This is a genomic window from Phyllobacterium sp. 22229, assembly GCF_052056495.1.
In the GTDB taxonomy this organism is placed as follows: Bacteria; Pseudomonadota; Alphaproteobacteria; order Rhizobiales; family Rhizobiaceae; genus Phyllobacterium; species Phyllobacterium myrsinacearum.
The window spans coordinates 170965-181800 of record NZ_JBQEPA010000012.1 but is presented as its reverse complement, the minus strand read 5'-3'; the positions used below and the strand labels follow the sequence as shown (position 1 = coordinate 181800).

Sequence of the window (10836 nt, the reverse complement as noted above, 5' to 3'; positions counted from 1 at the left end):
GGTCCACCGTCTTTAATCTGTGTCATGATTGCCTCGCAATGTTGCGACCGAACACGTCACGGACGCGTGGTGGCAGGGGCTTTGTGAGCGAATGATCGGCTTTGGCCGCCTTCAGGAAGCCTGGAGATTTAATCGTTCCCTTAGGGACAGTGATGCCTAGGTGCTTCTGTCGATTGCTGTTCACCTTAGCGCGAACAGTTGCCTCTGCAGCTGTCTTGGCTTTGTGCTCTTCCTTGCAGATCGCGTGAAGATTCCCCTCTCGGTGTTCCCCTCCAAGCCAAAGAGCGACCTTGTGGTCAAATTCTGGCTTATTGCCGGGACCAAACACCTTTCCGGAAAGAGCACAGCATCCTCCCTGACGGTCAACAATGCGCTGCTTTACGCCATTGGGTATTTTGGCGTCATCGTTTCGAGCTACCCATTCGGAGACTGTCCGGGCCATCAGTGCACCTCACCAATACGACGGTCGAATTCAGCTTGAGCAGATTGCCCGATCAGATCCAGCAGGTTCGCAAGATTGGGTCGTTCGGCTCTAGCCTCGAAAGCTCCGATGACCATCGACAATCCGATGAATACGGATATCGTATCTTTCCCCGCACAAACTGAAGAAATCAGATCGGCAATCTCGGCGGCTTCTTCCATGTGGTTGCAGTTATCCATCATTCACCGCCAATCAATCGGGAATCCCGATCTGTGTCTGGGGAAATGCCGTTTTGTGCCGGCGTGGCCCAGACTTCACGAGCAAGAACATTCTCAAGTTCCTGAGCGCGCACTGCTCGATACAGATCATCATGCATTGCTTCGCGAGCGATATTCTCCAATTCGCGTCGGCCACGGGCATGTGGCGGCAAAGATTGGATGCGAAGGCGGATAGTGTCGGCGTTGATGTTCATCACAACCCCTCCATCGTCATTTGGGGAGATTTTGCCGCGCGTGTCTTAGCGGCATTGCGAGCGTGATGCGGTGCATCCCACCGAAGATGGCATCTTTGGCAAAGTGCTCGACATCGCTCTGGATCGGAGTGACTTTCGTCATGATCCATATGCGCAATCGTCAGAACGACCTTGCTGCCCGTGACCGGGTGAGGCTGACCATTGGCGGCACGGCAGTTTGGGTGCTGTGGTGTGCCTTCACAAGCGTTGCCAGCGCGTTCGATCAGGCTGGCGCGGAAAGTCTTCCACTCCTTCGAATTGGTAGAACCGCCGGGATACAGCTTCATGCGTTCTGGAGATATAGGCATTATGCCACCTCCACGGCTGGAGTGGAGGGAATCTTGCCGGTCAGGAACGAACGTGCGCGGGCTTCTTCGGCTGGCTTGCCAATGATCCGTCGAGCCGTTTCGGCGCACATATAGATAAAATCGTGGCTATCGGATAAAGGCTCTTCGCTTTTGAAGATACCAATCAGGCTTTCTATATTGCTTTTTCGAGCATCGTCGGAGTGTGTCAGATCAATTGCAGCACTGACCATACTGTCAATGCATTCTTCCATCAGCATGCGTGTCATTCCTGAGATTGTAGAGCCCAACGATGCCTCAGCGGGAGGGTCTAAAACATCGTCGGGCTGATCCGCTTCATCAGCGGTAAGGTCGGAAGCGACACGCTCATCTGGGGAAATGGCGTCTACGTCGCTTCCTGCATCAGCTTTCGTGGGGAGATCGTCGGCTGATGTTTCTGTATTTGATTCACGCGGTTCTTTGAATTTCACTGGTGGCGTCTGCGTGTCGCCAAAAGCATAGATAAGGGTGATGAGATTACCCATTTCCTCAATTGTCATAGATGAGGTTCGAATGCCGAGTGGAACAATTGTCCCGCGATCGATGCCAGGCACTACGTCAGCGACCCGTAGAGAGGCCGTGAAGAGATTCTTCCAGTCATCGCTGTCAAGCTTACGCCCGTACCACACAACCTGCTCAGCGACCTCGCCAAGCATTGCGTGAAGCTTTGCATTTTGTTCGTTACTTCGAGTCTTTTTGCGGAACTCGACAATTGTGCCGACCTCAACATTCTTGGCCCATTTCGCTACACGGGCGCGATCTGTCTCATCTTGGATTGTGACAACGGCGCGGGCGCTCATGCTGCCACCTGTGAACTATACTGGCGAATACGCTCAACAAGGGCCGCCAATTCATCATTAAATCGGTCGATTTCGTCTGCCATTTTCTTGATGTATTCGTCGTCTCGATAGACGCGGATCATCAGCATGGGCAGGCGGGGCCAGTACGATACGAAATCCCACCAATCACGCTCTGATAGCCAGATGTTGCCCTGTACCTGTGCAATGTGTTCTGGTGGCAGGCGGTTGCGTTCAAGACGATCGATCTGGATTTTCGGGAGCGCAGTCTTGATCTCCAGACCGCCGCGGTCACCGACAAGACTGTCAGGGCTGGCGCCTTTATTACCATTACGAATGAAGCCAACACGTCTAATCTCGGCGCCCTCAACAAAAGCATATGTTTCCCGCGCTTCGTCTTCCATCACCTTGCCACGCTCCATGTGAACATTGGTGAAGGATTCAGACGGCTCGCCAGTCAAGATTTCTCCGGCAAGGGTGCGCATGTACTCACTGCGCGTCTTTCCTTCCCCCTTTGCCATGACTGTGGAGAATTTGCTGGCGGTCGGTATGCCAAGCCGCGCTTGAAACCAGTCATCTTCGCCTTGTTCAATGTCGAAGACTTCCATCATGACGCGGCCCTCTGTGAGAGCTTGGTCAATTTGGCATTGAGCAGCCGAACGGCATCTTCGAAATCAATAGCCAACATGTCTGGAACGGCTTCTATCTTACCCATGCGGCAGAACTGCTCGACATCGGAATCCGTGTCGGCGAGCAAGCCGAGAATGACCTTGACTTGATCTTGCGAAATGGTCTCGCGGTTGCGTGGCTTCTCGTTGTTGCCATCACGGTCATCACCGGTGCTGATATTGAACAGCATGCAGAGGAGATAACGCCGGCCATATGTCGCCGTGCTGCCGAAAGCCTGCGTTCCGGTCTTGTTCACCTTGCCTTGGGCGCCAGCGGCATCGACTGGAATTTCTCCAACACCATTCTTGACATAGCCTTCTGCATGGGAGATTTCCCACTGAATGCGCAATTCGCCTTTTTCATTGTATCCGTCCGGCTGGAAAGATACTCCGAACCCGTGCTTGTGAATGATTGGCATGGCCTGATCTTCAATTGCCGCAAGATCGGCATAGTTCGAATTGGTGTGATTGTTCCGGCTCTTTTTTACGACCACTGGTAGTTCAGCTTGGCATACAGACATCGCTGCAAAGTAAGCCTTACGTGCCTGAAACTCCTGATCTTCCCGAGCGCGATCTTCCATGCGCTCTTTCATGGCCATCATCTTTTCGAGGCGATCAATCGGGATTGACGGGTCCAAAGCAATCCGCTCGATCATCGCAACCATGGGAGCGTCGGCGTTTCGGATTGGTGTAATGGATGTGTCGTTCTCAATAATTGCTGCTGAAGTACCCATGTCTGATGCTCCTTTGAAGGGCTTATTGATCTGGGTGGCCACTCGGCCAACAACCTGATCTGCTGCAATGCTGACGTGCTGGAAGGAATCTGTGTCGATGATCTTTTCCGAGATCATTTCATCCGCTCCTCAGTGGTATCAGCGATTTCGTTGAGAAGTTCCCGCGCTGCTTCCTTGCCGTAGATCAGGCAAAGGTCGCGGTAGTTCTGGCGGAGGTGGTATTCATGGAAACCCGATGGTTTGGATTGGGCATATCGCTTAATCCGTTCCTGCATTTCGGGTGGTGTGTATTGGGATGGAGAGGTCATGTTGCAGCCTCATCCTCATTGGATGGCTTGTCCTCACCATTCCAAAGGCGGATGGCTTCGTCCTGATACTCGTCGCGTACATCCACGCCACAATTGATGCATCGTACCGTGTAGCCAGATTCAAACTCACAATCGCTGGCTATGACTACCTCTTTGGAGAAGTAGATATTCTCCTCCCCACTCGCCTTGCAAAATGGACAATCTCGAAGATGTGGACGCATCAAGACACCCTCCCGATAATTCCAATGACCAGGATCGAAAGCATCACCACGCCGAACACTGCGAGCGCCCACATAGAGCGGTGAACTCGATTGGTCTGGATGATGCGGATGCAATCCGGCTCACTCAGGAAAATGTGATTGCTCATAGCCCTCGCCTCCGCTTGATAATCAGAAGCTGTGCGGCCCGAACAATGCAGGCGAGCATGAAGAGAATTCCAGCGAGAAGGATGGTGATCATTTCGTCCATCCCTTCACGTACTGGCATGCAACGATGAACGCTGCCGCACATGCGATTTGAATAATCAGATCAACGAATGTGAATGGAGTGCTCATGACGACATCCTTTCGGCATGACTGGAGATGATCCGGCGATTTTCACGGTTAAGCCTGTTGCGGAAACGCTCGTTGCTGATCATTTCATTCACGACCTCGGCCAACTGCTCATCGGAGAGCATCGCAAGGCCATAGCGGTCGAACAGGATTTCAATTGCTTCACGAGGTGCGCGATAACCGCGAGTTTCGATAAAGCGTTCGTTTTGTGCGCGAGTGGCCATGATTACATTGCTCCCATTGCGATAAGGATGACTGCAGAGAGGAAAATGGCGAGGGATAGACCATCAGCCAGTGCGTCGAGAAAATCGTGCATCATGCAGCCTTCCGCTTGCCTACAGCCTTGCACAGCGCATCGTGGTGCTGCTTGAGCATGACCATCTGGTTTTGATTGAATGACCAGTGTCCGCTCTTGGCCTGTTCACGGATGAAAAGCTTGTCCAGCGTCCGAATGGCCGAGTGGATTTCCGTCTCTTCATCGATGTGAAGAATATCGGTCAGGACAAATAAGGTGTGACCACCGCGCTCAATGCGCGCACAGACCTGACGAAGGGTTTCAGACTTCACAGCTGCGGTAATTGTGTGGAATGCGAGATTTGCGAAATGCGTGTTCATCGTCTTTCCCCATGTGTTGAGCAGATCAGGCTGGGCCGTCTTCGTACTCGCTGGTATGGGGATAATATGCATCAGATGCATAAGTAACGCAATAGGAAAAATGCATGTCATGCATATAAAAATTGACACATGCATGATAGCGGGCGTAAAAGAAAAGCGCCGGAGGGATGATCCTGCCGGCGCCCAAACACAACACAACATTAGAGATAAGCAAATACTTATGTATCACATCGAATATCGATGCGCAAGTTATGCTTCAGTTTGGGTGTGTCAAAACCACAATATCTTGGGTCTGATCGGCGGTTCCCGCCAAGATAGTGTTGTGGAGATACAAAAGTTGCGGTCTTTAACGGAGCTGATCCGCAGCGCCAATCATCATGGCACATGAACTCCAAGCGGTGTCGATGCCAGGCTCATCGGACGGAATCGAACGGGGTTGATGGCCCGCCGGACAAAACACTTTTGCAAGGTGCCGGGAAACTGAAGCAGCTTATACCGAAGTCCGAAGAAAAGGACTTTGCTCGTATCGGGGATAAATGGGCCTGACCAGCTCGAAAAAAAGACTACCTCCGATGTTAGACCCAGTAGCGGCTGGGAAATCAAACCGAGCTTCAGGAGAGGTTGGTTCCACGGATGCTTGGCGCCCACACGGGCGTGGGAAGGGATGCAGTCTCGTGTGTTAGAGACCATCCTAATGCTCTTCTTATGCCTCGACCTACAAAAACTGTTAGTTTCATAGGCAAAACATCGCAACCCATCGATAAAATGTATTAAGCGAACAAAATACTATGTTACCATCCGCTCCAAGGTTTGGGCAATGCATCTGTACATGTCCGTGGGGTGATCTATGTCTAGTAGGCGTGATTTTCTAAAGGTGGTTCCTACTGTTGTAATTTCTTCTTCTTTTTCACTAGCAATTGCCAGGGCAGAAGAGGAGGCTTGCGAATTTCACATTCAAAAGCTGGCGCAAGCCATGAAGAACTTACATGGTGGGGAATGGCGGATCGAACTAAATCATAGATCAAAGATTGCGATGGTAATGAGATCCTGATTATCCACGGGTGCCGGTTTTAAACACAAATTCCAGAACGGTCTTAAACTGTTCGCGTTTTTCTGGGGTGGCATTCTTTAGGTGCTCTTCCAACGCCCAGACAGAATCCTGATCATTCGGGTCTCTCATAATGAGACTTGCAGGACTAACGCCATAAGCGATGGCAGCCTCTTCAAGAAAATCCTGATCATATGGCGATTTGTAAGTCTCTATTCTGCTCAATTTTGATTGAGTCACACCAATGCGATCTGCAGCCGCTTCCTGGTTCAAATTTAGATATTCGCGCCATTCCCTAAGAAAGTGGCGCTGTCTTTGTCTTTTTTGTTTTGGTACTGGAGCCATACAATTATTGTACATTCATCCCTGATTTAAGAAAAATCATCAGATAGATAAATATGCACTTGATACATATGCATGACATGCATATACTGTGCTCATGAAACTCGATCTGTATCTCACATCCAAAAACATTTCCGATGAGGCGTTCGGCCAAAGGATTGGCCTATCGCAGTCGCAGGTAAATCGTATTCGAAACGGCAAATCAAAGCCGACAATCGTGACGATCGCCAGGATCGACAGTGAGACGGAGGGAGTTGTGTCATTCCCCGATTTTATCGGCGATGAAACCGGAAGGGAGATAACAGCATGATCAACTCCCAAGACTTCCAATCGGACGACGGCGATATCGCTGAAGTGACAGGCTATGCCCGACTTGCGAACGCAACATGCGTTGAAATGCCGTCGTCCGGCCAATTTTGCCCTGACTCGCTGACTTTGAGTGCTGCTGACGGCCAGCGCGGTATACCAAGTTCTTCTCCCGGTTGCGTAAAAAACCATGGACGGCAGTCCGTGGTCGGTCAGGGTCGCGAAAGCGGGTGTCAAGCGATGGGTTCCAAAGAAGAGCAAGCCGTCAATTCCATTTACCCGGCATCACCGGTTCTGAATGAGCGGGTGGCGGCATGAATAAGATATGGACATATGAAAGCGATCTCCATCTAGTTTGCTACTTTGAGACTTCAGGCGAAGATGCGATGGCGCGTTATTTAGGGCGTACGCCAGATGCAATACTACGCCGGGTCAACAGGCTAAAAGGCACATGCGCTTGGTTTGAGCTTAAACGCTTGATTGCAAGTGAATGGGGATATCGGCGCAACTATCATATCGCCCTAGGTCAATCGGCTCAGGTTGAGCGCATTGATACGCTTCATCCCGGAGCGCCAGACATTCTTACGGAAGAGCACGGCTATTTTCCAGTCGAGGCCGTCCAATGATGATCCTAGCGCTGAGCCTTTACCTACTTGGCATTGTGGGCGCCTTAGCGTCCACGTCGCGGGAATCCCCCATAGGGCTCAGAGAATGGGCAATCGGAATTTGCTGGCCGCTGGCGGTGGCCGTAGCCACCTTGTCCGGCCTGTTCACCTTCATTGTGGCGAGTATCCGCCCATGAAAAAAGTTCTAACTGCTTTTGCGCATGTGTTTGGCGACCCGTCCGCATCTGCAGTTTCATCATCAGTTCCTTTCAACCTCCGGAGCGCAATCGCCCGGTACGTTTCAACACGTATCGGAAAGGGCTTCGGAAATGTCCGAAAAGACGTCGGAGAAATCCAAAATGAGTACCGTTGAGTTTGTTCAAGACGCGTTGCAGAGCCGCATCGCTCCGAAAGGATCCGGTGAGAATGTCAAAGATCGCATTCGGATTGCGGCAAAGGCGCTTGGCTGGTCGTTCACCAGAACCAAAGACGCTTGGTACGCAGACCCACGCATATCAATCAATGGCGACGAATTAAGCGACGTCGAACAGCTCGCTGGCGTCCGTTATGGGCGGGAAGAGGTCATGGAGATCAATGGACTCATTTCAAAAGCAACAGCTCTCTTGGAGAGCGAAGACGAGAATATCACTGGCCCGGTCATTGCTGCGTTTCGCGCGTTCCTTAGCGCTCTGGATCGCCCCGGAACTCCGCGAGACTGAGCTTTAAAATCACAATAGGGGAAATCGCAATGTCAAAAATCATTCGCACACCATCCAGGGCCCACGGCGGGATTACGCCAGAAGAAAAGCTCCGCATGGATGAGCATGCCCAAAAATGGATTGGCATAGCCATGCGTACCGATCCGATTGAACCGGACAAAATCATTCCGGCCATCAAGGGCATATATGCAGCGGCCAATCTGAAAGAACCACGGGTTATTATCGTCCCATCCCCCATGGTCATGGCTTTTGCTTATGGTGCTTCTGCAGCCATTTGGTATTCGCGGAAGAATAATAAGGACAACGCCACGTACAACGCCACGGACAGCGCCACGGACAACGCCACGCGCAACGCCACGCGCAACGCCACGGCCAACGCCACGTACAACGCCACGGACAACGCCACGCGCAACGCCACGTACAACGCCACGGACAGCGCCACGGACAACGCCACGCGCAACGCCACGGCCAACGCCACGTACAACGCCACGGACAACGCCACGGCCAACGCCACGCGCAACGCCACGCGCAACGCCACGGCCAACGCCACGTACAACGCCACGGTCAACGCCACGGACAACGCCACGCGCAACGCCGAAAATGGGGCCGCTGCGGCATGTCTTGATCTGGCTGGAACCTTTGGCATCGAGTGCGCCAGACGATGGGGCAACAATTACCAGGGCGGCAACATGTGGGCCGGTTACGATTGCTATCTCACATCGTGCCGCGACATTCTCGGTCTGGAACTGACCAGTCACGCGGCATACGCCCATTGGGAACAGGCAGCTATCCATGGCGGATTTCGCGTCATGCATGAGGAATTCTGCCTTGTGTCAGATTTCCCCGAAGTGTTGCGTGTTGATGATCAGAACCGTCCCCATTGCGAAACAGGACCATCCCACAGGTGGCGCGACGGCTGGGCATTGTATTTTTGGCATGGCGTCAAGGTGCCATCGCATTGGATCGAAGACCGTAGGAATCTTGATCCTGTCGAGGTGCTGAGAGCCGAGAATGTGGAACAACGTGCAGCAGGAATGCAGATTCTTGGCGCTCGTATGATCCCGGCGCTTAAGCCTCGCATTATTGACGGCGACCCGACAAGCGACATGGGGGCTCTGGTAGAGGTGACACTCCCAGGATTCCCCGAGACGGGTCGATACCTTCAGGCAAAATGCCCCAGAAACGGAACGATATTCGAAGGCGTTCCAAAGATTTCCGACATTGATGGCCTCCCAATCGAAACAGCCTTGGCTGCTCAGGCTTGGCGCATTGGCGATCCGCAATCCGAATACATGCACCCAACCCGTAGAACTTAATCCTTGAAAGGAAATTGAAATGAAACAGGTAATTGGCCAGCAGGGCGAAGTACGCATTATCAAGATCGATGCTCTTCCAGAAGCCATGCAGACAAAGAAGGTAGACCGCATCGCAAAAGGCTTTGTGATCTCACACAGCGAAAGCGGCCATCATCACTGTGTCACAGGCGGCGATGTCATGGAGCGTATCGACAATGTTCCAGATGGCATGCAGGTGTTTTTCGCAATCCTCGAAAACCCTGAAGAATTTGTGCAGGACGCTGCCAACCCGCACGGCGGCTACAATCTTGAGCCCGGCATTTATGAGTTCCGCGTGAGCCGGGAGTTTGACCCATTTTCCGAACAGGCCCGGCGCGTCGCCGACTGACCCCCCAATCGGCTGAATCGATCAATGGAAAGGAGAATGAGCATGGCCGAAGTCGGACATAATTCAGAGCTTACACCAGAACAGCGCAAAGCGCTTATGATGGACCATTACCGGAACATCGGTGAGGCGAAAGAAAAGCTTGAGGAAGCCCGCAAGGAATACAACAAGCGGCGGAAGCTGGCCAAGGCTGAGAAGATCAAACTGGCAGATATCGATTTCATGTTCCGTTGTGCGGACATCGAAGATGGCCAGATTATCATTGATACTCTGAAACAGCAGGCCGAAATCGCATCCTGGTTTGCTCTTCCCGTTGATTTTCAGCCCGACATGTTTGGGAACTTTGATCGTGAGCCCGGAGAAGACCTTGCACGGCGTCAGGGGAAGGCTGCCGGCGCAACTGGTATCGGATCCAACCCATACGACGAACATAGTCCGATGGGACGCGCATGGGCTGAGGAATGGTCCAAAGAGCAGGAAATTGCTCGGGAATCCATGAAGATCGTCATGGAGAAGCGGAATGCCGCTGCAGACAACGACGACGGAGATCCGGACTTTCCCGACGAGGAGGCCGCGTAAATGGCCCAACTCAGATACGGACAAGTTCTAGAGGCATCACCAGACTATCAGCGAGCAGTAGCGGCGCAGAGGGAGCGGGATGAAGCCAAGATGGTCGCTCAGCGCCTCATAGAGGCTCAACGAAAGGCATCCTTTGTGGTGCTGGTCCAACCGGACCCAGAAGAAGAAGCGCGCAAGGCTCGGCTCGCACGGATCGAAGAGGCTCTAAGGAAAAATAAGAAGCCGACGCCCAGTGAAATCATTTTCGCCATTGCGGCTAAGGATGGGTTTTCATTCCAAGAAATCGTTGGCGATAACCGATACCAGCCCCTTGTAGCGACGCGGCACAAAGCAATGGCTGCGGTTCATCGCGCTTATCCAAAGATGCCGCTTCCTACCCTTGGCGATCTGTTCAATCGGCATCGCACCACTGTTTTTTCAGCCCTCAACAACATTGATCGACCGCGAGACTGGGAGCGGTATGCAGTCAGTCCAGCTGCAATTCGATGGGCGCAGAAGATGCGCCGAGAAGGATGGAAACAGGCGGAAATAGCATTGCACCTTGGCATCCCGGAGAAGCGTCTGTCTCGTATTCTTATCGCAGCCGACGCCCGCAGGAAGGATTGACG

At 52.5% G+C, this 10836-nt stretch carries 21 protein-coding genes; 9 read left to right on the top strand and 12 right to left on the bottom strand.

The window, feature by feature from the left end; translation table 11 throughout:
• Positions 1 to 22: 22 nt before the first annotated feature.
• The 11 genes from ACTJJ7_RS16550 to ACTJJ7_RS16500 form a co-directional block, all read right to left on the bottom strand.
• On the bottom strand, positions 23 to 442 hold the full coding sequence (locus tag ACTJJ7_RS16550; RefSeq protein WP_440968205.1) for an HNH endonuclease: 420 nt from the start codon (positions 440 to 442) through the stop codon (positions 23 to 25).
• Positions 442 to 642 carry a hypothetical protein gene (locus tag ACTJJ7_RS16545; protein WP_440968204.1) on the bottom strand — a complete coding sequence of 67 codons (201 nt, stop codon included), beginning with the start codon at positions 640 to 642 and terminating at the stop codon, positions 442 to 444. The genes ACTJJ7_RS16550 and ACTJJ7_RS16545 overlap by 1 nt, the downstream gene beginning before the upstream one ends.
• A gap of 17 nt (positions 643 to 659) precedes the next feature.
• Positions 660 to 893 (bottom strand): hypothetical protein, encoded by a 234-nt coding sequence (locus ACTJJ7_RS16540; protein ID WP_440968203.1) that lies wholly within the window; start codon positions 891 to 893, stop codon positions 660 to 662.
• A 16-nt stretch (positions 894 to 909) separates the two neighbouring features.
• Positions 910 to 1035 (bottom strand): hypothetical protein, encoded by a 126-nt coding sequence (locus tag ACTJJ7_RS16535; protein ID WP_440968201.1) that lies wholly within the window; start codon positions 1033 to 1035, stop codon positions 910 to 912.
• Between the two features lie 204 nt (positions 1036 to 1239).
• Positions 1240 to 2076, bottom strand: a complete 837-nt coding sequence (locus tag ACTJJ7_RS16530; RefSeq protein ID WP_440968200.1) for a recombination protein NinB — start codon at positions 2074 to 2076, stop codon at positions 1240 to 1242.
• On the bottom strand, positions 2073 to 2684 hold the full coding sequence (locus ACTJJ7_RS16525) for a lambda exonuclease family protein (RefSeq protein ID WP_440968198.1): 612 nt from the start codon (positions 2682 to 2684) through the stop codon (positions 2073 to 2075). The genes ACTJJ7_RS16530 and ACTJJ7_RS16525 overlap by 4 nt, the downstream gene beginning before the upstream one ends.
• On the bottom strand, positions 2681 to 3592 hold the full coding sequence (locus ACTJJ7_RS16520) for an ERF family protein (RefSeq protein ID WP_440968196.1): 912 nt from the start codon (positions 3590 to 3592) through the stop codon (positions 2681 to 2683). The genes ACTJJ7_RS16525 and ACTJJ7_RS16520 overlap by 4 nt, the downstream gene beginning before the upstream one ends.
• Positions 3589 to 3783: a hypothetical protein gene (locus ACTJJ7_RS16515; RefSeq protein ID WP_440968194.1), complete on the bottom strand. Its 195-nt coding sequence runs from the start codon at positions 3781 to 3783 to the stop codon at positions 3589 to 3591. The genes ACTJJ7_RS16520 and ACTJJ7_RS16515 overlap by 4 nt, the downstream gene beginning before the upstream one ends.
• Before the next feature lie 220 nt (positions 3784 to 4003).
• Complete coding sequence (locus tag ACTJJ7_RS16510; protein WP_440968192.1) at positions 4004 to 4150, bottom strand: hypothetical protein; 147 nt, start codon at positions 4148 to 4150, stop codon at positions 4004 to 4006.
• Positions 4151 to 4333: 183 nt separating this feature from the next.
• A complete protein-coding gene (locus ACTJJ7_RS16505) occupies positions 4334 to 4558 on the bottom strand; it encodes a hypothetical protein (RefSeq protein WP_440968190.1) in 225 nt (74 codons plus the stop codon).
• Positions 4559 to 4649: 91 nt separating this feature from the next.
• Entirely contained in the window at positions 4650 to 4949 is a 300-nt protein-coding gene (locus tag ACTJJ7_RS16500) for a hypothetical protein (protein ID WP_440968188.1), read from the bottom strand.
• Positions 4950 to 5058: 109 nt separating this feature from the next.
• On the opposite strand from ACTJJ7_RS16500, the gene ACTJJ7_RS16495 reads away from it, so the two are divergent.
• On the top strand, positions 5059 to 5337 hold the full coding sequence (locus ACTJJ7_RS16495; protein WP_440968186.1) for a hypothetical protein: 279 nt from the start codon (positions 5059 to 5061) through the stop codon (positions 5335 to 5337).
• A gap of 663 nt (positions 5338 to 6000) precedes the next feature.
• Here the strand turns inward: ACTJJ7_RS16495 and ACTJJ7_RS16490 are convergent.
• A complete protein-coding gene (locus tag ACTJJ7_RS16490) occupies positions 6001 to 6342 on the bottom strand; it encodes a helix-turn-helix domain-containing protein (protein ID WP_440968184.1) in 342 nt (113 codons plus the stop codon).
• Between the two features lie 94 nt (positions 6343 to 6436).
• On the opposite strand from ACTJJ7_RS16490, the gene ACTJJ7_RS16485 reads away from it, so the two are divergent.
• The 8 genes from ACTJJ7_RS16485 (at position 6437) to ACTJJ7_RS16450 (ending at position 10834) form a co-directional block, all read left to right on the top strand.
• Positions 6437 to 6649: a helix-turn-helix domain-containing protein gene (locus tag ACTJJ7_RS16485; protein WP_440968182.1), complete on the top strand. Its 213-nt coding sequence runs from the start codon at positions 6437 to 6439 to the stop codon at positions 6647 to 6649.
• On the top strand, positions 6646 to 6963 hold the full coding sequence (locus ACTJJ7_RS16480; protein ID WP_440968181.1) for a hypothetical protein: 318 nt from the start codon (positions 6646 to 6648) through the stop codon (positions 6961 to 6963). Before ACTJJ7_RS16485 ends, ACTJJ7_RS16480 begins: the two co-directional genes overlap by 4 nt.
• Positions 6960 to 7271 carry a hypothetical protein gene (locus tag ACTJJ7_RS16475; protein WP_440968179.1) on the top strand — a complete coding sequence of 104 codons (312 nt, stop codon included), beginning with the start codon at positions 6960 to 6962 and terminating at the stop codon, positions 7269 to 7271. Before ACTJJ7_RS16480 ends, ACTJJ7_RS16475 begins: the two co-directional genes overlap by 4 nt.
• 338 nt (positions 7272 to 7609) lie before the next feature.
• A complete protein-coding gene (locus ACTJJ7_RS16470) occupies positions 7610 to 7969 on the top strand; it encodes a hypothetical protein (protein ID WP_440968177.1) in 360 nt (119 codons plus the stop codon).
• 29 nt (positions 7970 to 7998) lie between these two features.
• The gene (locus ACTJJ7_RS16465) at positions 7999 to 9285 is read left to right on the top strand and encodes a DUF6745 domain-containing protein (protein ID WP_440968175.1); all 1287 of its coding nucleotides are present in this window, start codon (positions 7999 to 8001) and stop codon (positions 9283 to 9285) included.
• A 19-nt stretch (positions 9286 to 9304) separates the two neighbouring features.
• Positions 9305 to 9652 (top strand): hypothetical protein, encoded by a 348-nt coding sequence (locus tag ACTJJ7_RS16460; RefSeq protein ID WP_440968174.1) that lies wholly within the window; start codon positions 9305 to 9307, stop codon positions 9650 to 9652.
• A gap of 42 nt (positions 9653 to 9694) precedes the next feature.
• A complete protein-coding gene (locus ACTJJ7_RS16455) occupies positions 9695 to 10228 on the top strand; it encodes a ribosome modulation factor (protein WP_440968172.1) in 534 nt (177 codons plus the stop codon).
• Positions 10229 to 10834, top strand: coding sequence for a helix-turn-helix domain-containing protein (locus ACTJJ7_RS16450; RefSeq protein WP_440968170.1), 606 nt, complete (start codon positions 10229 to 10231; stop codon positions 10832 to 10834).
• The last annotated feature ends 2 nt before the right edge of the window (positions 10835 to 10836 follow it).